General features: G+C 46.5%; 13 protein-coding genes. 3 read left to right on the top strand and 10 right to left on the bottom strand.

All coding sequences use genetic code 11. From position 1 onward, the window contains the following. Positions 1-30 precede the first annotated feature (30 nt). The 7 genes from ACH59B_RS05290 to ACH59B_RS05260 all read right to left on the bottom strand — a co-directional run bounded on the left by ACH59B_RS05290 (position 31) and on the right by ACH59B_RS05260 (position 12,114). The gene (locus ACH59B_RS05290) at positions 31-1,869 is read right to left on the bottom strand and encodes an ABC transporter ATP-binding protein (protein ID WP_016821407.1); all 1,839 of its coding nucleotides are present in this window, start codon (positions 1,867-1,869) and stop codon (positions 31-33) included. Further along, positions 1,850-3,586 (bottom strand): ABC transporter ATP-binding protein, encoded by a 1,737-nt coding sequence (locus ACH59B_RS05285; protein WP_103042651.1) that lies wholly within the window; start codon positions 3,584-3,586, stop codon positions 1,850-1,852. Before ACH59B_RS05285 ends, ACH59B_RS05290 begins: the two co-directional genes overlap by 20 nt. A 233-nt stretch (positions 3,587-3,819) precedes the next feature. Then, entirely contained in the window at positions 3,820-7,077 is a 3,258-nt protein-coding gene (locus tag ACH59B_RS05280; protein ID WP_045244237.1) for a GH32 C-terminal domain-containing protein, read from the bottom strand. Positions 7,078-7,118: 41 nt separating this feature from the next. Further along, a complete protein-coding gene (locus ACH59B_RS05275) occupies positions 7,119-8,576 on the bottom strand; it encodes a glycoside hydrolase family 32 protein (protein WP_103042650.1) in 1,458 nt (485 codons plus the stop codon). A 25-nt stretch (positions 8,577-8,601) separates the two neighbouring features. Then, positions 8,602-10,191 carry an ABC transporter substrate-binding protein gene (locus tag ACH59B_RS05270; protein WP_031463008.1) on the bottom strand — a complete coding sequence of 530 codons (1,590 nt, stop codon included), beginning with the start codon at positions 10,189-10,191 and terminating at the stop codon, positions 8,602-8,604. A gap of 63 nt (positions 10,192-10,254) precedes the next feature. Then, positions 10,255-11,136 (bottom strand): carbohydrate ABC transporter permease, encoded by an 882-nt coding sequence (locus ACH59B_RS05265; RefSeq protein WP_013369666.1) that lies wholly within the window; start codon positions 11,134-11,136, stop codon positions 10,255-10,257. A 15-nt stretch (positions 11,137-11,151) separates the two neighbouring features. After that, positions 11,152-12,114 (bottom strand): sugar ABC transporter permease, encoded by a 963-nt coding sequence (locus tag ACH59B_RS05260; RefSeq protein WP_016821412.1) that lies wholly within the window; start codon positions 12,112-12,114, stop codon positions 11,152-11,154. A 512-nt stretch (positions 12,115-12,626) separates the two neighbouring features. On the opposite strand from ACH59B_RS05260, the gene ACH59B_RS05255 reads away from it, so the two are divergent. Next, on the top strand, positions 12,627-13,673 hold the full coding sequence (locus ACH59B_RS05255) for a substrate-binding domain-containing protein (RefSeq protein WP_103042234.1): 1,047 nt from the start codon (positions 12,627-12,629) through the stop codon (positions 13,671-13,673). 327 nt (positions 13,674-14,000) lie between these two features. On the opposite strand, the gene ACH59B_RS05250 is transcribed toward ACH59B_RS05255, so the two are convergent. Continuing rightward, positions 14,001-16,517 carry a rhamnogalacturonan lyase gene (locus tag ACH59B_RS05250; protein ID WP_103042233.1) on the bottom strand — a complete coding sequence of 839 codons (2,517 nt, stop codon included), beginning with the start codon at positions 16,515-16,517 and terminating at the stop codon, positions 14,001-14,003. 366 nt (positions 16,518-16,883) lie between these two features. Between ACH59B_RS05250 and ACH59B_RS05245 the strand changes: the two genes are divergently transcribed. Beyond that, the gene (locus ACH59B_RS05245) at positions 16,884-17,468 is read left to right on the top strand and encodes an RNA polymerase sigma factor (RefSeq protein ID WP_103042232.1); all 585 of its coding nucleotides are present in this window, start codon (positions 16,884-16,886) and stop codon (positions 17,466-17,468) included. Beyond that, positions 17,440-18,645 (top strand): DUF4179 domain-containing protein, encoded by a 1,206-nt coding sequence (locus tag ACH59B_RS05240; protein ID WP_103042231.1) that lies wholly within the window; start codon positions 17,440-17,442, stop codon positions 18,643-18,645. The genes ACH59B_RS05245 and ACH59B_RS05240 overlap by 29 nt, the downstream gene beginning before the upstream one ends. Positions 18,646-18,804: 159 nt before the next feature. Here ACH59B_RS05240 and ACH59B_RS05235 read toward each other — a convergent pair whose 3' ends face one another. Then, the gene (locus tag ACH59B_RS05235) at positions 18,805-22,086 is read right to left on the bottom strand and encodes a DUF5704 domain-containing protein (RefSeq protein ID WP_123796846.1); all 3,282 of its coding nucleotides are present in this window, start codon (positions 22,084-22,086) and stop codon (positions 18,805-18,807) included. Between the two features lie 5 nt (positions 22,087-22,091). Next, entirely contained in the window at positions 22,092-23,036 is a 945-nt protein-coding gene (locus tag ACH59B_RS05230; RefSeq protein WP_103042229.1) for a copper amine oxidase N-terminal domain-containing protein, read from the bottom strand. Positions 23,037-23,314: the final 278 nt, after the last annotated feature.

Raw genomic sequence — 23,314 nt, 5'->3', positions numbered from 1 at the left:
TATGCCTGTAAGTCTGTTGATCAAGCCAGCTTATGAGCTTTGTTTTCTCAACTGACCATAATATAAATTACTGTAAAAGCCTTTGTGAGCCAGCAACTCCTCATGAGAACCTTGCTCCTCCAAACGACCGTCCTTTAAGACCAAAATCCGGTCAGCCTGACGAATGGTATTCAACCGATGTGCAATAACGAAACTTGTTCGCCCCTGCATGAGCCGTTCCAGTCCTTCTTGAATTTTCATCTCGGTGATGGTGTCAATGCTGCTGGTCGCCTCGTCGAGCACCAGGATAGAAGGGTTGGCCAAAATCGCACGAGCAATCGCCAGCAACTGCTTTTGCCCTTGACTGATGCCGCTACCGTTCGCTTCCAGCACCTTGTCGTACCCGTCCTTCATCCGCATGATAAAGGAGTGGGCGTTGGCCAGTTTCGATGCTTGTTCAACCTCCTCATCAGTGGCATCCAGCCTGCCGAAGCGGATATTTTCACGAATGGTCCCCTGAAACAGGAAGGTGTCCTGTAGCACAAACGCCATACGGGAGCGCAAGCTTTCACGCTCTATGGTCGTAATGTCACGCCCGTCCAGCGTAATCGTTCCCTTGTCTGGGCTATAGAATCTGGAAAGGAGCTGGATCAGTGTCGTTTTTCCTGCCCCGGTCGGGCCGACGAGCGCGATCATTTCACCAGGTTTAGCTTCAAAAGAGATGGCTTCCAGCGTAGCGTTTCCCTCATCATAACCGAAGAAAACATCCGTAAACTGTACAGCTCCCTCCACATGCTTCACCTTTACTGCGCCGCGTTCATCCTTGGACTCTTCGTCTTCGTCCAATATTTCAAATACGCGCTCAGCTCCGGCAATGGCGGACAACAGTGTATTCCACTGGTTAGCCAAATCGTTCAGCGGTCTAGTGAACTGACGAGCATATTCTACAAATACAATAATCGTCCCTATCGTAATCGAGCCGCGAATGGCTAAAATCCCGCCGATCCCTGCTACAATAGCAAAGCTGAGATTATTCAGTCCGTTCATCAGCTTGGGGATAAAGCCTGAAATCGTTTGTGCCCAGAAACCCGACAGCCGAATACGGTCATTACGCTCACGAAAACCACGGATGACTCTCTTCTCCTGTGAAAATGCCTTGATAATCTGCTGACCGGACAGCGTTTCTTCAATGTATCCGTTCAGTTCGCCCAAGTTCTTCTGCCGTTCCTTATATAAAGGCCCGGTGCGGCGTGTAATCCAGCGCATCCCGGCTGCCATTAACGGCACCACGATAAAGGTTAGCAGGGTCATCAGCGGGCTTAACCACAGCATCACAGTGAGTGTACCGATTAGCGTCAATATGCTCGAAAAAATCTGAATAGCCGAGCTGTTCAGCGTAGAACTGACATTTTCGATATCATTGGTCAGACGACTCATGATCTCTCCCTGCTGACGTTTGCCGTAGAAAGGAATGGGGAGTCGATGCAAATGTGAAAACAGATCGAAACGCATGCGGTACACCGTCTCTTGGGCAATCTCGATCATCCAGATATTTTGCAGCCAGGAGGTCAGCGAGTTCAGTAGATACACAGCCCCTAAACCTATGAGAAAATAAATCCACGTGCGTCCACCCGGCCCTTCGAGAAAATCATCCACCGCTACACCGACCAGATATGGAGCCAACAGCGACAGCCCGGAGCTGAGCAACACCATGAACAGGACCAGCATTAGCTTGGCCTTGCGACGGGCCAGATAAGCCCATATTCGCCCTACCGTGCCAGACCAGTTCTTCGCTTTGGCCTTGCGTCGTCCTTCAGCGCCAGCCGGGTTTCGCAGCACACCGGATTCCGGCGTAGGCTGACGGAACGGTTCAATGAGTTCCTTGAGCATGCGACTCCTCCTTTCCGTATTGTGATTCATAGATACGTCGATACAGTTCTGAGCTATCCATGAGATGATCATGGTTTCCACTTGCGATCAGGCGCCCTTCATCCAGCAGTAAAATCTGATCTGCTGATGCAGTTGAACTAATCTTCTGCGTGATGAGAAATGTCGTACAGGACAGGCCATCGAGTGCATTCAGCAATGCGGTTTCCGTTCCCACATCCAGCGCACTTGTGCTGTCGTCCAGAATCAGCACTGCCGGCTGACGCACCAGTGCGCGGGCAATCGACAGCCGCTGCTTCTGTCCGCCGGACAGATTAACACCACGCTGTCCGAGCATGGTGTCATAGCCTTGTGGCAAGCGTTCAATCATAGGATGGATTTGTGCCATGCGCGCGGCTTCCTGAATCTGCTCCAGACTGGCATGCTCCAGCCCCCAGGCAATATTATCCCGAATCGAACCGGTGAATAGCAGTACCTCTTGGGGGACATAGCCAATCGCCTCACGTAGTATGGAGCCATCCATTTGACGAGCGTCCTTTCCGTCAAAGCGTACATGACCTGCATCTTCTTCATACAGACGTGTAATCAACTGTACAAGTGAGGATTTGCCCGAACCAGTAGCTCCCATAATAGCGATTCGCTCACCCGGTCGTGCCTTAAAGGATATGTCCTTTAATACAGCCAAATCACTGCCCGGATAATGAAAGCTCACCCGATCCATTTCCACCTGTCCCTCAATCCGTGTATCCTGTGTTGGAACACCCTTCAGCTCTCTCCCCTCTTCATTAGGTGTTTCCAAAACCTCTCGAATCCGCCCTGTAGATGCAGTAGCCCGGGAAAATACCACAACGATACCGGATAAAGCAGACAAAGCTCCAATCGTCCGCAGGGAATAATTAACGACTGCAACCACCTGTCCTACACTGGCATCTCCAGTGGAAATTTGGCCGCGCCCAAACCAAAGTACTGCAATAATCCCTGCATTCATCGTAAACAAAATGAACGGCATCGTCGTTTCTGTCCAGCGTAGAGCGAACACCGTCCCTTTCATCAATTCACTTCCGTAATGAGCAAAACGTTCAATTTCATGTCGCATCCGCGCAAAAACCCGGATAAGCCGAATGCCTGTCAGATTCTCCTGAATTACTCCATTAACGTCATCCAAGCGCCGCTGGACACTTTTAAACAAAGTGACAGTCCTCCGCATCATCACCAGCACAAATACGAACAGCACCGGGGCCATAACCGCCAGTAGCAGCCCAAGCCTAAAATGTACAACCAAGGCCATCACAATACTGCCGATCACCACCAGCGGAACTCGTGTCATAAATCGCAGGCTCATAAACACTGTATCTTGTACTTGCGTGACATCTCCCGTCAGGCGAGTAATCAGCGACGAAGTAGCAAACCGTTTGAACACCGGATAAGAAAAGGATTGCACCTTTTGATATAGCTTTTCCCGCACATCATAGCCAAAACCCTGACTTGCATGTGAAGCAAAAAAGGAGCTGGATATCCCTGCCATAAAAGCGATAACGGCACTGCCCACCAGTACACCGCCCCATAACCAGACGACGGGCAAATCCTGCTGTCGAATGCCCTCATCTATGATTTTGGAGATCAAATACGGCTGCGATAACTCTACCGTCAATTCCAGTAGCATCATCACGAGCGCCGCGATAGCTGGAACCCGATATTTTTTTAGAAAAGTGAACATCATCCCCACAAGCATTCCTCCAATGGCCCATAGCCGTCCTTCCAGATCAGCATCTAATGGTTGTATGAATCCAAATCTGCTGTAACACCATGTATACGCACTTTATATAGCACTATATTTTATTATACCCCCCTGAAGGTTTTCGTTTAACCAGCAAATTGCAGGCTCCGGCTAAAAAAGACGCAAAAAAGAGAGCTCGTAAAATACAGCTCTCCTTCTGACATAAGAAATTCATATCACATTTTCTCGATCCTTACATGTTGGTAAAAAGCCTGCCCTCCAAATACATTGATACCAAAATGCCCTTCGGCAAATGTATCATCTTCCAAGTCCATTACCTGTTCGTTATCAATCTCTATACGAAGGCGTAATCCCTCTGCTTGGATTTTAATATGATAGGTTACTCCCGGCAGTACAAATCTTGGAACCTTGGCCAGCACTTGCTGCTCCTCAAATCGCCCCTCTTTTTTATAAAAAAGACGAATGGATTTCATGTTCGGGTCCAAATTCAAATAATAGCCACTCGCCCCGTCAGCATTGGCACGAAAAATCATGGACCCAGCGCTCCCATTTCCATACAGCTTCATATCAGCCTCATACGTAAAATCTTTCGCCTGCTCAGAAGCCATATAATTCGCATCGCTAATATAGCTTCCGCGCATACCATCCGTCGTCACCATCCAGCGGGATGCGGAGACATCCGGCACCCAACCTGAAAGGTTGGTATAAAACTTCCCGCCATGCACAGTGACAGAGGTACTTGCTCTTACCGTATCTCCCGGAATGGAGGCTGTAACTACGGCTTCTCCAGGGGAAAGTGCCTCCGTGATCGCGTAGCCTTCATTTGACGAGATCACCTTGACGACTGCGGGGTTGCTGGATTCCCAATTCAGCAAATGTTCTTTTCTCCCGGAATGATCCTCCACACTCGCATACAGACGTTTCGACCGTCCTTCCGCAAGCTCCAGCTGAGTGTAATCCATGATCAGTCTGATGGGTGAAACCTCTGTAACCCTCCAGCTATTGTGTAGCGCATACACATGAAGAGAAACAATTTTCACCTCACCACCTTGAGCATAGAAGCTCATCCCTCTACGCGCCGAATCTGGAAAAATGATATCAGAAAATACGACTTCCCCATGATTACCAAACACCTCAACTGAGGATTCGTCCACAAATATACGCATTTGAATTCGATTCCCGACCGGTGCCAACGATGCTTCATGAAGCGTTGAAAATAGGGGAGAGAAATCGGTAAGCCCTGAATCGGTACGGTTTATAAACATCTGTTGTACATCTGTTTTATAGCCAACTACCGTTCTTTGCTCACCGCCTTCCCGTACGCAAAACCCAAAAGTCGATGCCATCCCAACGGAAGGAAATTCGAACTCCGCCTCAATCTCATAGGCACCCGCCTTTAAACCTTCCAGTATATTCGGAGAAGATTCCGTGATACTTGCATGTTCTAGCGAAAATAAATGAGAACGTAGCGAAGTCAGTTCGGATATCGGATGCTGTATCAAGCGGATGCCTTCATGGGTTGTTTTTAACGATAACTCTCTCGGGATGCTGAACTGCCCCTTCCAGGGTGAAGTCGGAAAGCTGAACGGGTAGTCCCAATTTGTCATCCATGCCAGCATGATACGCCGCCCGCAGGGCATATTGGAGAAAGACATCGAGGCATAGAATTCCTTGCCCCAATCGGTTCTCAATACCTTTCTCGGCGGAAGATCATTTTGAAATTTGCCATCAGATGTCAGTTCACCGATAAAATATTCCGCATCCGAGCCTTGAGTGTTCGTGCTGGCTCCAGTACTAATCATTAGCACCCATTTAGAGGTGTTGCTCTTGTCTACCGCGAGCGGGAATAGATCTGGGCACTCCCATACCCCGCCCCGTATATAATCACCATAGCCAAAGTTATCCGTCCAGCTCCAATCTAATAGGTTGGCGGAGGTAAAGAAGCGGATATGGTCACCTCCCGACACGACCATAATCCAGCGCTGATGCGCTTCATCCCATACCACTTTCGGATCACGAAAATCCCAGTTGCCAGGATCGTTTTCATTTTGGCCCGGATTCTCAATTACAATTGAATTGTTTTCGGGGTATTGCCATGTCCGTCCCCGGTCTGTGCTGTAAGCAAGGCCAATTCTCTGGTTTCCCTTGGGCTGATCGGGATTATAGGAGGTGTAATATGCAATCAGCCCTTTTCCGCCATAGTCGCTGAACAAGCCGGAAGTATTGGTGAGATCAGCTACAGCCGAGCCGGACCAGATATGGCCCAAATCATTCCACTTTAATGCCAAGGGAAGCCTTTTCCAATCCAGCAAATCCAGACTGACCGCATGTGCCCATTGTCCACCATCCTGATGAAATAGATGATATTCTCCCTCGAAATATACCAATCCGTTCGGATCGCTGGCCGAGCCTCTGGCAGGGGAATAATGATACTGCGGGCGATATTTTTCTGTATAGTAATTCGAGACGGAGGTAAGGTAGATATCCTGAAAATAAGCCGTACCCCCAGTTGCCTTCATACCTATAAAACCACTGGAGTAACTGTTATCCACGATGTCAATCGCCGCAGGCGTGTAGCCATCTACAAACACGCGAATTCGCTCTCCATATGCGATGATTTCCAGACTATATTTACTGCCCGATGTATTCGGATACACCATGACAGAGCTTGTAACCAACGCTCCATTCGCCTTTCTCAGATGTACCTGAACCTGCTGATCCTCACGTTGCACAGAAGCAACATATCCCTCTGTACCCTTCGGATTCCCTCTGAAAAATAGCCCTGCTTCCATTCCCGGTTCAGAAGGATTCAGCGTCACACTACCTTCCATGACCAGATCGGCAGCTGTCGTACTAAATATTTTCAATGCTCCTTCAGAACTTGTTCCCTCAGCTTTTTGCCCTTTGAGGTCCGGTTGCCATTTTCCACGGATCAAGAACGGTTCATCTACATTCGTATCCATATCACTGACTTGAATGTTCTGAAATAATGCCGACCCATTCCAGACATTCAGTCCCAAATATCCTGATGCGTACGTCGTATCGACCACATCTATAATCGGGCTATACCCTTCATCCCAGTACACTTTAAGACGCGAGCCTTCTACCTTCACCTTGAGATGATAAATATCTCCTTTTTGTAATTTTACCTGCCGTTCCTCTTTGAGTCTTTCGATATCCCCGGCAGCATCGCGCAACCGTAATAATCCGGCAGCTGGCACGATTTGAAGCATATAGGAAGACCATCCATCCTCACTGGAACGGAATACTAGGGTAGCGTCTGCCTGTATGTCTGTGACCATCACATCCGCTTCAAAAGTAAAATCCTGCGATGTAGTTCCAGACATAGCCATCACATTTTCCTGTGGCTCTGACCTCAACAAAAGTCCCTGGATGTTATTTTCTATGTGTCCCTGCCCTTTAATCTGCCAGTTCGTCAAATTCGTGCGCGTGTTTGTGAGCTCTATTCTCATCGCCAATTTCCTACCCTCCAGTACGGATTACGAAGAAAATCTCATTTCAGCGCATAAAGCTCCAGTGAAAATACAGTTATCTGCTCTTCCGCTGAGAATATTTCAAGACCCTTAGCTTCTGCATCAGGAAATATTAAATCGGTAATGGCTACCTGTCCGCGATCGAAAAACACTTCGATAGACGAGCGATCTACATAGATACGGATGTCCATGCGATCCGGTAAGATTGTTAATGAGGCTCCATGTTTGCCTGCAAAGTCTTCATGAAAATCCGAGCGACCTGACCGTTTCCGGTCCACGTATACCTCCTGCGTGGCAGAAGTATACCCGACGAGTGTTTCTTGTTCATCCGATACCCGCACTTTAAAGCCAAAGTCTCCAGTGGTTGCAAATTCAGCCACAAGTTCGTAGCAATCCAGCTGCAAAGCAGACAATGCGTTTCGCACTTCCTCCCAAGATGGTTCTGTGAGTGACAGGACAGGGGTTCTTAATCCCTCCAGCTCCCGAACAGGGCGCTGAACAAGCGCAACTGTGCCCTTTCTCGTTTCCAGCGCGAGTTCTCGCGGAATGGACATGGCACCTCTCCAGCGCTCCGTCGGTGTCTGATTGGCATATCTCCAGTTGCTCATCCAGCCCATAAACAGGCGTCGTCCATCCTCTGCCGGGATATCCGACCAACACACACCTGCGTAGTTATCTCTGCCATAATCGAGCCAGCGGACTTTTTCACTTTCCGCATCTGCCACAAATGTTGTCCCATCAAATTCACCCGTAAAATACTGTGTTCTGGACCCTTCCCGAATCTCCGGAACATCACCAATACTTACAAGCATGACCCACTTCACCTGTTCGCGCTTCTCATCAATATATAGCGGAAATAAATCCGGGCACTCCCACACCGCGTCATGACTACCAATACCGTGTCCAAATTCACTGGCAAAAGTCCATTCCTTCAGATTCGGAGAATGATAGATTCGAATCGTCTGACCGCAGGCCAGCACCATCACCCACTGCTCTGTAGGTTTGTGCCAAAACACTTTCGGGTCCCGAAAATCAATGCATTCCTTATCCTCCAGCACCGGGTTGCCTGTGTATTTAATCCAGGTTTTCCCCGAATCGGTACTATAGGCAAGGCTTTGGCACTGCCGCACCTGTTCCGTCCCCGGAAGCGAAGCATGATGGGTGAAAATGGCTACCAAGCCCGGCTTGCCGCCAAAAAATCCGGATGTATCCTGTTCATCCACTACAGCGCTCCCGGAAAAAATCGTTCCTAGCTCATCCGGCTCCAAGGCAATTGGCTGCTCCTCCCAATTCATCAAATCAGTGCTGACAGCATGCCCCCAATGCATAGGTCCCCATGTGGTGCCAAATGGGTGATGCTGATAAAACAAATGATAGCGCCCTTCATAATAAACCATTCCATTCGGATCATTCATCCATCCGCTTTTTGGTGAAAAGTGATAGGATGGGCGGTATTTCTCTTGCCTAATCACGTTCATATACTCATCTCCCTCGAAAAAAGATTCATTTACTTGTGCTTCTGTCATAACCCGCTTGTTTGATTTGCAGCCATTCCTGTAATCCCAGACTGTTCAGTTCCTGCAAATATTCCGGCCACTCCTCTTCGACCTTGCCGTTCTGATACCATTCCGTACGTTTACGAAGAACATAGGCGAATAGATCGGTTTCAATGGTCGATAAACGATCCAGCTCATCGATAGAGAAAAATACTTTAGGATAATTATGATCCGCTTGCATATGCGGAACCATCACCTTTTTGAGCAAACCCAATCGCCATGTGGCATCTTCTGGCTGGGTTGTGTATTTTCCGTAGTATTCATCCAATACAGCTAACGGTCCACCAATGTTCGTCTTTTGTCTGATTTCCACCGGAGCCGAGCCTTCCAGCGGCAGATGCTTCAACATTCCCTTTGCCTCATCATACTCAAAGATATTTTTCTGTTTGGTGTCCCCGTATGTTCCCCAGTTGTTCTGTATAGACTGGATCGGATCATACAGCTGGTCAATCCACTTGGCAGTCGCCTCCAGCTTCTTATTAGCACTGGTGATCACCATGCGCCCGCGATCGAAGCCGATGCCATTCGTCCGTGTAACATTCACATGTCCATCCGGTCCAGCCAGCGGCGGCATGAGATCGTATTTTTTATTCGGGCCTGTAATATTGGCCTTATCCCATGTAAAGTACAGACCATAGCGGTGATCCTTCCCTTTGGCTAGATAGGTGTTCCAATCCTGCTGGGAAGACTCTATGTCCACCAGCCCTTCCTTGTATAAATCATGAATATATTTGACTGCTTCCTTATATCCGTTATCCGCTGCTGTAAAAACGACTTTCCCATCGTTCGTCACTACTGTATGATCCCAGTTCTCTCCAAGCCCAAAGGACCCGTATAAAAAGGCCAAATCCTCGCCGCCAGGCTTATCGATAAACGATAATGGAATCTCATCCGCCTGCCCGTTGCCGTTGGGGTCCTTTGTTTTAAAGGCAATTAGGACCTGCTTCAGCTCTTCGGTCGTTGTTGGCATGGACAAGCCCAGCTTGTTCAGCCACTCCACATTAATCCACGGCAAATCATCCACGGACTGGATCGCTTCTTTTCCTGTCCCCAATTCTTCAATCCACGGAAAGGAATAAATATGTCCATCCGGCGCAGTCAACATCGCTTTATATTCCGGGGATTGCTCCAATACCTTTTTAAAATTCGGCATATGCTGTTCAATCAAATCCTCCACTGGAATAATGACACCGTCTTTGGCTAGCTTGAGCAAGTCATAATCCGAGTAGCCCGCGTCGAACACTGCATCCGGCAAATCGCCGCTGGCAATGGCCAGATTCCTTTTTTCTACAAACTGGTCACTGGTAAAGTTCTTCCAACGAATATGAATGCCCGTTTTTTCTTCCAGCCGTTTGTTAATCAGCTTGTCGTTCGGATCTGCCGGAGCGAGTGGAGAGCTTTGGGTTATAAAGTTGAGCGTCACTTTTCCATTCACATCTGTTGCATCGCTCTCATTAGAAGAATTGCTGCTGCCGCAGCCGGAAAGAACTAAGATCGCCGCCAGTGCGGCAAATGAGGCAGTTTTGACTGTTTTCATCTGGATGACCTCCATCGGATAATGGTAAAAAGCACATATAGCAAATGAAGTGTGCGGCATCTGTTATTTTAAAGAGCCGACCATAACGCCCTTTTCAAAATACTTTTGGAAAAAAGGATACATCACAAGCAGTGGAAGACTGGATATGACAATCGATGAATATTTGATCATTTCCGAAAGACGTTTCAGTTCCGCCATTGCTAATTGATCACTAATCATGCCAGGCATCGTCTGGTTTTGGATCAGGATCGATCTCAGCACCAATTGAAGCGGATGCAGCTGTGCATTATCCAGATAAATCATGGCATCAAAATAAGAATTCCACTGACCAACAAAGGCATATAGCGCAATGACAAAAATAATGGGTTTGGACAGCGGCAGGACAATTCTAAAAAATATCGTCCAGTCCGAGGCTCCGTCCACGTTGGCGGCCTCTTTTAATTCATTAGGTACACCTTTAAAGAACGTTCGTGCCAAAATCAGATCCCACACATTGATTGCACCGGGAAGAAGAATAGCCCATACGGTATCCAGCATCCCTAAATTTTTGACCAACAAATAGGTTGGAATCAGACCTCCACTGAAAAACATGGTGATGATAAACAATGTCATAAAGAAATTCCGCCCTACCAAGCTGTTCACCGATAAGGCATAGCCAGCGCAAATCGAAACCGTCACAGAGATCAAGGCAAAGCATGAAGAATAGAACACCGAATTGGCAAACCCACGGAGCATCGCCGGGTTGGACAAAATTTTCCGATATCCCTCCACACTCCAATCCGAAATACGGAAGGATAGGCCTTTGCTTAACAAAACGGTCGGGTCCATAAACGAAGCAATCACGATATAACCCAAGGGAACTACAATAATCAAAACAGCTAAAGTGAGCACAATGTAATTCACACCTAGGATGAAGCGGTCCAGATTGGAATGTTTGACATGCATAAAGAGGCTCCTTTCCTAATAAAGCCCTTCTCCCTCATTGAGCTTCTTGACGATAAAGTTAACGGTCAGCAGCAAAACCACATTAATCACCGAATTAAACAGCCCGACCGCCGCAGAATAAGCATAATTGCCGGATTGCAAGCCGACTTTATACACATAGGTAGGAATAATTTCAGAAGTAGGCAAATTCATGGATGTCTGCATAAGATACGCCTTCTCAAACCCAATCGACATGATTCCTCCTGCTGCCAGGATAAAAACAATCGCCATAATCGGTTTAATCGTCGGCAAATCAATATGCCATATGCGCTGAAGCAGGTTGGCCCCGTCCAGACTTGCTGCATTATGCAGCTCGGGATCAACATTAGCGAGTGCAGCTACATAAATGATTGAAGACCACCCCGCCCCCTGCCAAATTCCAGACAGAATATAAATCCAGCGAAAATATTCAGGCTCTGTCATAAAGATCACAGGGTTGCCGGTCACCGATGCAATGATTTGATTCAAAGGTCCGGTCGGAGACAAGAAAATAAACAGCATTCCCACAATGACAACGACCGAAATAAAATTAGGGGCGTACAACACAAGCTGGATATTCTTTTTCAATCCCGCCTTGCGGATTTGATTCAGCATGACCGCTAACAGGATTGGTACAGGAAACCCGAGTACAAGTCCATAGAAGCTCAGTTTCAGCGTATTGAAGAAGATATCTGTAAAATTGGGTGATTCTAAAAATTTAGTGAAGTACTTTAGTCCAACCCAGTCACTTCCCCATATCCCTTTAAGCGGGCTAAAATCCTTGAATGCAATAATGGCCCCATACATCGGAACATACTTAAAAAGAATCGTAAGAATCAGTGCAGGCGCCAGCAGTACGTAAAGAAAATAGTTTTTGCGAATATAGTCTAGCTTGCTGCGAATGGACCTTTGCTCCCCCAGTGCGGCATGTCTCTGAGCTGCCTTAGCCAAGTTTGCCATGTGCGTTCCCCCCATCTGTAATAACCGTCTGTACAAGACAACTGAAAAGGCTTACATTTTTCATCTTCAATTTACCAAATCAAATTATCATTCGTCAATAACTTTTGTAAAATATTTTATTTACATTTGACCAAAATATTATTGTCATTCTGAGCTTTTGTAACAAAAACAAAAATAATCATCCCCTATGATCCAAATCTGAAAGTTCCCCATTAACAATGACCGCTTCACTTATTCGGCCCTAATGTACCCTCTCTGTTTCAATGAGCATTTTTTTATCCAGCTTATACAAATTTGAATTTCAGTTCATTTTTCGATCTGATAAAGATAAATACAGGCTATTAAATAAACTTTACAAATGTAAAAATATTTTATTCATTTGTAATCTCAACATTGCTATTTTATGCGAACTATTATACATTTAGGATACATTTTAGGTCTGAACGGAAAGCTGGCAGAGGCAACTGTACCTCTCAGGCAATCCATTTATTAAGTGAAGGTGGAACCTGTCTATGAAGAAAGAAAAAGTCACCATTCAAGACATTGCTGACGCTTTGGGAATCTCCCGAAACACCGCATCCAAAGCCATTAACGGTAGTGAGAGCATCCCGGTTGATACTCGGAACAAAGTCATTAAAAAAGCGATCGAGCTCAAATATAAGCAATTTGCCTATGTGGAAACAGACAGTATCATCCCTAAGAACCAAGGTAACATTGCCCTGTTTACATGCAATCTGCCGAACAGCTCGCATTTTGGCTCCTTTCTGATCAGTGGGCTGGAAAAAAGAATAAGTGCAGAAGGGTATAATTTGTCGATTCATATTGTGCGGGAAAACGAAATCCAAGCGGGAACACTGCCTAATAATTTTGAAGCCTCTAAGGTTGACGGAATCATTTGTATTGAAATGTTCGATCCACAGTATAGTGAGCTCGTTACGAGTTTGGGACTGCCTACAATCTTTATTGATTGCTCGGTGGACATTTTTTGTCCTGATTTGAAAGCGGATTTATTGTTGATGGAAAACGAACATAGCGTTTATTCTGTTACCAAAAGCCTGATTGATCGTGGATTTACGCGGATCGGTTTTGTTGGGGATTATAAACATTGCAAAAGCTTCAACGAGCGGTGGGTTGGATATAACCGTGCTTTAATCGAAGCAGGCCAAAGTTTGGATTTATCTTGCTGCATCGTTGATCAGGACCGAAATTTTTTCTCCGAATCGGATTGGATGGATAAACAATTGGAGGGCATGAGCGTGCTTCCATCTGCGTTCGTGTGCGCCAATGATTTTATCGCCGTCAGTGTCATGAAAGCGCTCAAAAACAAAAACTTGAAAATTCCCGAAGATATTGCTGTGTTTGGGTTTGATAACGCTCCTGAATCCCGGATTGTAGAGCCTCATTTATCCACCGTGCATATTTACAACAACGAAATGGGGATTATGGCGGCTGAGATGCTATTGGCGCGGGTCAAAGATCCTTCCAGGCCTTATCAGATTACGCATATCAGAACTGAGCCGATATTTAGAGAATCGACTCCTTTACAAATAGAAAAGTAAAAGAGGGGGTCTGGCGACGCTCCGCGAACGGAACGTTGCTCCAATCGCTGTTGTATCTGGATTTTATTGAATAGCTTAGTGGTAAAAATCCGGATACAAAGGCGACCGCTGACGCTTTTTCGCAATCGTTCCGTTTCTCTCCGCTGCTTTCAGCAAATTTGCTATTTTAGAGATGTTCTAAAACCAGAAACACCAACTATGGATAGAATCGTCTATACTCTTAAACTTTAAGAATACAAAATGGCAAGCCTCTGATGATTTAGAGGCTTGCCATTTTTCTATTAACTAATGGATGGGGTGATACAGTTTTAGTCTCCGGCTAATCGTTTATAGATCCTCTGCTGGAACTACAGGAACTACAGGGACCGCTGACTCTCCCTCTATTTCCTTCTCATCTATTTCTGCCCCATCGACTTTTGTTCCATCAACTTTCGTTTCATCGACTTCTTTTTCATCTACCTCCGTTGCCTCTACCTCATCCGCTTCGTCACTGCTCTCTTCATTCATCAAGGCTCTTGGTGTATAGAGCTTGGGAATCGGCACGTTCGCCCAATTCATATCGGATGCAAAGTAAAAGCTCGTGTAGGACGGCTGGTTATAGCCAGTATTTTGACGCGCCACATCCGCACGATACTGCGGGTCATGCATCAATGTGTACAATTTATGCGTTGTAGGCTCGGTGCTCAAATAGATACGGATCGCCGAGCTATCCGCTGTACGGACAAGCATTTCCTCGCGCCAATCTCCGAAAATATCAGCGACCAACGATGGCGTTCCTTTGGTATAATTGTTCGTTTTGGTACCTGCTGCGGTGAGTAATGTGCCTCGTTTCCAATCTTCAATGGTTGGGGTTACGTCGATCGCCCCGTTCACGATTTGTGTGGTCATATCAGCCGCCCATTTGATACTCATATTGGTACCCGGCATCTTGGTATCCAATTGTTTGCCCGCAGCGGTCCACAAGCCTATGGCCCAAGTCTCCAGTCCTCGCTGATCCGGGTCTATGTCACCGACCATCCCCCGACCTGTATCCTTACCGGAATACCCACCGTAGATGACTTCACCCGTTTTGGCATCCCGCAGCGAATAACCATAAGGGGCATAGGTGCCGCCTTCATGCACCATAAAGATTTCTTTTCCTGGCCGATCAGGGTCAATATCAGTCACATGCAGCGCGTCACCGTGTCCCAATCTGGCGGTTTGGCCCGGAATTGCGCTTTCAGGAGGCATAACATCAAATGAACTGTACAACAGGCTGCCATCATGGTCGATCGTGGCGGAGCCATATACAATTTCGTCTTTGCCGTCTCCATCCACGTCTGCGGCACTCAGCGAATGCGCTCCTTGTGTAGTCAAGGTGCCGAATTTCGGGTCCGTTCCATCCCGTCCGTGCGGGCTATCATTAAACGGATTGGTCATCGGTGCCCAGCCACTGTCCACCATCCAATGTTTTTGGAGATGGCGACCATCCCACGTATAAGTGACCAAGGTGGAGCGAGTATAATAGCCGCGTGCAAATACGGCGTATGGTTTGCGTCCATCCAGGTACGCTACCCCTGCCAGAAAACGATCTACACGGTTAGCAGGTTCAATCCGGGCCATAGCGTAGTCTCCCCACATAAGACCGTCATCATGGCGCTCTGGCTCATAGCGAATCGTCTCCAGCTCGGTACCTGTTTTCCCTTTAAAAATGGTCAAATACTCCGGTCCATCCACAATGAAACCTTCATATTCTCTCAGCTTGTTTTTGTCGCTCCGCGCAGGAGCATACACATCCATAAAGTAATCCGTCAGGCTTTCCGCATCCTTTCGGGATAACGGGTAGCTATACTTTGGAGCAATACCAAAGCATTCCTCCAGCGTAGCAGGCCACTGCCCCTTGACCACTTCTTCATGCTTCGTCCAGTTCATAAACATATTCACTACATGCTCATAATAATCCGTGCGGCTCAAACGATAATCATCTTTATGTGTAATTCCGGCTTTGCGATCCTCACGGGGCAGGGTAATATATTTTTCTTTTTTGGGCTTGCCCTTTTTGTCAAAAGTAATCGTCTTGGTCCCCGGAGCGGTCTTGAACATCAGCTCGGCTTTGCCATCGCCGTCAAAATCATACACCATCATCTGTGTATAATGGGCACCTGAGCGAATATTCACACCGAGGTCAATCCGATACAGCAGCTTGCCCTCGAACGTATACGCATCGACATACGTATTTCCGGTATACCCCTTCTGAGATACATCTTTGGAGTTGGATGGGTCCCATTTTACAAAAAATTCATATTGGCCGTCTCCGTCCACATCCCCCACACTCATATCGTTGGCCGAATAAGTATAGGATTCACCTGCGGGTGTTACGCTATCAGCAGGCTTTTGCAGAGGAAGCTCATAATAACCCTGCTGCCATGGCTTCACTTTGGCACTGCGATCCTTTTCTTTCCCTTTAACGACTGAAGCGACCCTGTACACCGCATTTCCGTTTCCTTCCTTATCCAGATAATTGGTGCTGTCCGTCACCGTCGCGATTTTCTTGCCATCACGGTATACGTTAAAGTCTGCTCCTGTCAGCCCTGTTGAACTGTAGCCATTCACTTCCTGGGCCAATAACCGCCAGCTTAAAAATACACCCTCTTGCGTCGCCGCAGCTACCAGACCGCGATCCAGCTTTTCCAGCTGAATGCTGCCACTACGGTTTTGTTCTACTGCGATTGCTGATTCTGCCTGCAGCGTGGGTTCGGATAAGTCTTCCGCAGCCACTCCTCCAGTCGTGCCCGTCATCGCCAGCATTGCTGCCAACGCGGCGGTCAAGGTTCCCTTTTGCCATGCGCCTTTCCTTTGAGCCATCCAATTCGTCCTCCTCAATTGTATTGTGATGACAAGCAAATACAGAAAATGATTGCGCTTACATAATTTAAATTCCTTATTATTATAGTTTTGCTGTTCCCCCAAACGCGTTTAAATATCCGAGTATTTCTCTACACAAATCCGTGTTGTTGTCCGTTTCTATTGAAATGACCCCATTAGACCGTTTAAAACGGTCCATTTGTGAGTCGACCATGTTAGTTGAAGTGAGAATATCCGAATATCATAAAATGATAAAATGAACGAGCTGTGATCAAACATACATACCTATCAAGGTTCCACAAAAATGATGTCACAAAATGACCCGTTGCGATTGTTATATAGACATAAATACAAGGAGGTGAGCTCTTGCAGGCAACCATCCCCGGGGATACACAGGACAAATACAGCCAGATTGAGCTGGCCATAGAACGTATCAAGGCTGGTGAACAGCAGGCTTATGAAATCATTATTCGGCAATTCGAGCGTCAGATGTACACCTACTGCTTTTATATTTTGAAGAATCATGAAGCCACAGAGGACGCGGTTCAGGACATTTTTATCAGAGCTTATGAGCATCTTCATCAATACAGCAGACAGACCAGCTTCTCGGCATGGCTATACAAGATAGCCTATCATCACTTAATGAATATCAAAAGGAAACACAGCCGCTGGCTCAAACTGGTTCAGCAGGTCAAGGAACAAGAGTCCATCGCCCAAGTATCACCTTATATAAGTGTGATTGAAGAGCTGCTGACTTATCTTACCCCAGAAGAACGTCATATTCTGCTACTGAAGGCTGTCGAGCAATACAGCTTTGAGGAAATTAGCAGCATCATGGGCTTAAAGTCGGCAACCATCCGCAAAAAATATGAGCGGCTTCGGCGCAAGCTGCTGGACCACAGAAGCAAAGGAGAACTTGTTAATGGACAAACATCTAACACCACCTTATGAGCGTGAAATGGACCCGTTGGAAAATTGGATCCATGAATCTGTCATGCCCAGAGGCAGTATGAGTGATCAAATTATGAAGGAGATTGAAAATAGAGCCATACAAAGAAAGACGACGAAACCAAAGTTTGCAAAACGGGCTGTCCTGGCGGCATCCGTAGTTGGCATATTAGGGGCAGGAGTGGTAGGCGCCGGGTTTGTATCACCCACGATGGCGGCTACACTCAAGCAGATTCCCGGAATTGGCAGTATTTTTTATGGATTGAGCTCGGATGAAATTCAGACTGCTGTAGATAAGGGCATTCTCAGTCATCCTAATGAAAGTGTGACGCATGACGGAATTACGCTGACATTAAGCGATGTTCTGTATGACGGTACACGCCTGTCCTTCTCCATTGAGCGTAAAGGTGAGAATTTGCCGGAAGGCTCTATAAGCCCTTATGTACCTATGGATGCCAAAACTGAAAATAGCGATGGCGAATGGGTAAAGGCACATAAAGTGCCTGAGAAGAATCAGCTTAAGGGCTACTTTAAGCATCCCGAAGTACAGATTAATGGAAAAAAGGTTGACTCTCAACAATTTATATACGGTGATGATCCGCACAAAAAAAATTCTGTCGTTGGGGAATTCATGCAGTTAGGATCTTTGCCGGACGAGTTTGAGTTGACGGTTAAAACTTCGATGACAGGTGTCAACGAGCCCTATGAATTCAAAGTTCCGGTGAAAATCGACAACACCATGATTGTGGTCCAACCGAATAAGACGAAGACCAGCAATAACTTCAGCTATACCGTGAAGGAGCTGAAATCCACCTCAACAACGACTCGTCTAGTGCTGGACAGTACAGGTGAAGTGCCTGCTTCTCAGGAGCAGACGGGAGAGTATGCGCCAACGATGATGTATTACGATATTGCAGATGATCAGGGCAACATTCTAGAGCAGCTCAAATTCGGTTATTTCCACAGCAAGCCTAAGATAAAATATCATGTGGATGAGCTGTACGATGCTCTTAAACCGGGCACGAAATACGTGACGATTAAGCCGTTCACTTTGACCGTCAAGCCTACCGACTGGAGCATTGTGGGACAAGTGAATGACAAGGTTGGCAACGAAGTGAAGAAAGGCGACAAAACGTATATCAAAGAACTGGAAATGGAAATCCCTGTGCCAGCCCAATAACATCAATGCAAGAGTAAGCAAGCCTGGATGAGAATCCAGGCTTGCTCATTTGGCTCGATTTACATTAACCCGTCCCTTCTCCTGCTTATTCAACTGTTTTTTACTGGTTATACAAGCAAAGGATAAGTTTAGGTTATCTTTAATTTGTATATTTCCCAATTAGTGAGGGACAAATGAACGAAAATCATCCCGGCTGGACTGGTCTGCATGATAAAACACGACATCTCCATCCTGTAAATGAAAGGTGTGTCCGTACGGGTCCTTTATCTCTCTACGATATCCCTCCAGTTGCCATTGGTTCAAAAGCGGGCCATTAATATATTGCAAATGTGGATGCTTGGTGTCCCCCTGACGGAGTGATTCCAAATTAAAGTGAACCACTATAAAGCCTGTCTTCTTGAATATATCTGTATGCTCGTTTAGCTCCTGACGGTGACTGACCTCGTGCAAATCCGTCCCTTTGGTAACGGCGTACACATCAGCAGGCAGACTATACTCGCCATACCAGCGCTGAATCGCCGCATTCGCACGATCGGCATCAACCCCCTCCGGCAGGTCCGTCTTTGGACCGATCAAGGTACGCACAGCAGCAGGCAGTACTAGCCAGTCGTAGCGTCCAACCCAGGTCTTGCTGCGTGTAATACGCTGGACATACAGCGCCACATAATGTTCCAGCATTAACTGACTTCGCTCTGCTTCACTCAGTCCATGTTGATATTGGTAGGCTGCTGTATCCTGCATTTCCTCCATAGGGACATTGCGTAGCCGTTCATTCAAAATAACATATCGCTTTTCCCGGTCCTCTGCCGATCCTACACGGATAAATTTTCGGCTGCCTGCATGTGTATACAAATCCACCTCTTCCCGCTGTCGCCCATCTTTGCTCACCCAATAAAATGAAGGGGTAATGCGAATTCCATCCTGTGCGCCGAACATATTGCCTTTGGTTTTGAGGTCAAACTTGAAATGGTAGCCTGTCTTGACCGCCACATTTGCGTAACCTTCATGTGGGTGACTACCTGGGCGAACGGGCAATGTGAAAAGCTGCGTGTTCCCTCTGGGCTCCCCGTCAATATTGCCAAGCCCTGTCCAATAGGACAGACCGCTATGCATTGGGCTGCCTTTTTGCTGCCGAAATACACGCTCCCAATGGTAATCTGCAATATCCGTGATATGAAAATCATACATCCGTCCGATGACCTCAATATTCACCACATCATTAGCAACATGATGGGCGAGATCCGTGTTGGCATGGCGCTGCTCGGTGAATCCATCCGGTGCATTTTCGGCAATGGTGCGGAACTCAACTGTATAATTGCCTTCATCGACCCATACGGGCAAATAAAAGTCTGTGGCCAGCTGCAGCACCGGAATGTCGATCCAGGTACCTCGCGGATAAAAATGTGTCTTTCCTTGGTCGTACACATCGAACGGAAAGCGCACCTGCTTGGTTCGTACATATTTGGCATACTCCCGATCACCATAGCCGGGAATATTCAAATGCGGACCTGTTGTCGAAATCGTCACCCGGAAAGGACGCTCCAAAATAAGTGCGGATCGCCCCTTCGTAGGTTGGGTTTTCTGATTATGAGCAGCATCATCCGACACTATAGACAGATTCACTACGGGAGTGTGGACAGTCACCGTATTGATTCCCTGTATCGGCAACGTTTTATCCGCACCTCCATTGATATTTCCTTTGAGAATAGCGTAAGTGATGTTACCACTGCTGGGCGTGTTGGGCTTATTGATCTTATGCTTATCAATCACATGATTCGGACTGTACAGCACATCGGCCCCAATCGCCCCGGAAGAGGGAATCACACCTGGTTTAGGGCCATTTACCTTGACGCGCTCTGGATTCATAATGATCTTGTTTTCAAAGGTCAAAGTATCGTTCTCCACTTCGATTTCCTTAACTGCCTCCTCTGCCTTAGATTTCAGTACACTGCGATCATCAGGCACACTGGGCTTGCTGCTGCCGCCATTTTTGCTGCGACTACCTCCGTCCACTGTGCCTGGTGCAGGGGGCGGATAAAAGTTACCCTGGGTCGCCGTAATATAAGAAGGGGGAGTATAGGATTGCGGACGCAGGGTGATTGCTTCATTGGGTAACGCATAGTTTCGGAGTGTAGCCTCCTTGATGCCATATACCTCCAAATTGTCTATCTTCCAATAGGAGTACGGACGGACGATTTGGTAAGTATAAGTTCGCTTCACAGTCTCATTCCGCCGAGACTTTTTCTTAGGCCGCCAGGTCAACCGATATTCCCGTTTTACGTTCACCGTATATGTACACTGACCCGTCATGTTCACAAACTTATGTTGAAAAAGGTATCTCTTGGCTTGTACATGACCGTACAGGCTTTCAGAGGTAGGAATACCTTTGGATACGTCAAATCGTTCCCGACCACGCTGGTCCGCTTTGATCACGGCAGATACTACTGGGTCCAGTTCGGCGGTTTCCAGGCGCAAACCTGGAACGGGACGTGAGCAGACAACACCTTTCGTTGGCTGTTCATGATCTTGACAATCTGAGGGCGCTCCCTCTTGGCTTTCTCCAGGCTTAGGACAGCCCTGAGCTTCTTTGTAATACAAATAAGCGGTAAACTGCTCAAAAGAACCGTCATAGGTAAACCCGGGTACAATTCCCGGCAAAATATCTCCGCTTGGCGGTTTACCTGTCGTGCTTTTCTTGTAACCCACATACTCATATTTCGGATTGGTTGGCGGGGTGAAATCATACGGTTGATTAGGTTTTAGCTCATCTTCTATTGGTGTAAATACGTTGTTAAGTGACTTTCCGTCAGTTGTAAAATGCTTGACGATGAGTGCGCTCTCTAGTTCGATTTTAAATAGAATTGGTTGGTAGATGCGGTACGCTTCTACTTCCTTAGCACAGGTAGGACATAACTCATCCTTTATATTCTCGGGTCTATCAGCATTCAACATCATGTTAACAACGATTGGAATGACTGTAGTATCAGTACCAATACCTTGAATTTGAAGCGGTCGGATATCTGAATTGAGAGTGCCTTGACTAATATGTGCGAAATAACGGGAGTATTTATCCGGCCTAGATTTCTCAAAATATTTGATGTAATCCCTGTTTTCTTTATTTTTAATAGGATCGTATAAAAAAGCTTCGACTTTTTTTATACTTCTGCCTGGAAATTGGAACTTATAAGTAAAATTTGCTTCTCCGTGCAGTCCCTTATTTGGCTCCTTCTTTTGAGTTACCCATTCACCATTAGTGTTTCGCCACATGTCAAAGTACATCATACCAACAAAGTAGCGGTCACTCTTATCTGCAAAATAGGACAGCGGTGTAACTTCTGTTTCGGCTTCCGCCTTGTTTGTAGGGAAAGAAAAAGGTGGGAGTTGCAATAGTAGCAGTACCCCCACCAGAAATACGGCCAGAATGCGTTGCATCTTTTTCATGTGCTTTAATTAACCCTCCACGGATTGACCATTATCGGTATATAGTCATCTGCCGCGTAAGCAAAGCCTATGTATTGGATATCTTGAAGTTTCAAGGATCTGTAATTCTGCACACCTTGAAACGTCTCATCTGACGTAGAATAGATCGGATAATACAGCAATTTCGTTCCGTCTCCGTTATCTATCGTCAATTGACTAACTTCATTACGAAAACGAGTATCGTTAAACTTTGTGATATAGAATATATCACCTGCCGTTGATTTAGTTTTAGCTCTGACCTTGAGGTAAGGCGTACCTTTTGCGTTAGTGTACGGTTCAATAGAGTATATATCCTCAAGAAGCTTGACTGGTAGGTCTGAATGTTTAAAAAGCATTGCCTTATCGTAAGTTCCACCAAAAGGCTTTTTGAGTATGTAAGAATTAGATGCAATCGCCTTTTTATACGGCTCAATACTAACTGCCTGATGCCCCGTATCCTCCAACGCAGCGATTTCTTTCTTCCCAATCCAGACCCAGCGGCTGACCTTATCCCATTCTACCGTCTGTCCCAAACCCTCACTCACTAACCGCAGCGGCACAAAAGTACGGTTTTGCTTCAAGATAATCTTCGTTTCATACGTTTTCGTTTGCCCATCTACGGTAGCGGTGTTTTGCCCCACTGTCATATTAACAGCATGTGCATCATTATTAATCGACACGGCTAATTGGCCGCCTGTTTTCTCCCAGCCCACCTTAGCACCCAATGCCTCGGATACAAACCGGATTGGAACCATCACATAATCGTTACTATCCTGAAAAGGTTTGGCATCCGGGAATTGTATTTTTTTCGCATTTAATAAGACTTCAATTGGTTTGGTGCTACTTGCCGCCTCCGCCATTGGAATCGTACTTGCCCCGCCCCATAGCAACGTGACTGCGGTCAAACTCAACACCCATTTTTTCATACTCATCTCTCGATCCCCTTTGTCTGCTTAAACTTATAAACTATGTATATCAACTCTAATCTCATAAACTCATCGCATCCCCACTTTCGGAAAATACTGGATACAACTTATATATTATAGGGTTTCCCAATTACAAAATCTATAAGAAAAATAACTAATATAACTACTCTAAAAATCATTTCCTATGAGAAATCTCCCGCTCTAAATCATAGAATTGCGTCCTTATATAACTTATATTTCTGCAAAATCTCATCAAAAAAGGGCTGCCTCTCCCCTCTGAAGGA

Source organism: Paenibacillus sp. DP01, from assembly GCF_044784315.1.
In the GTDB taxonomy this organism is placed as follows: domain Bacteria; phylum Bacillota; class Bacilli; order Paenibacillales; family Paenibacillaceae; genus Paenibacillus; species Paenibacillus polymyxa.
Note: the sequence above shows the minus strand (reverse complement) of the source record. Positions and strands in the feature narration are given on the sequence as shown.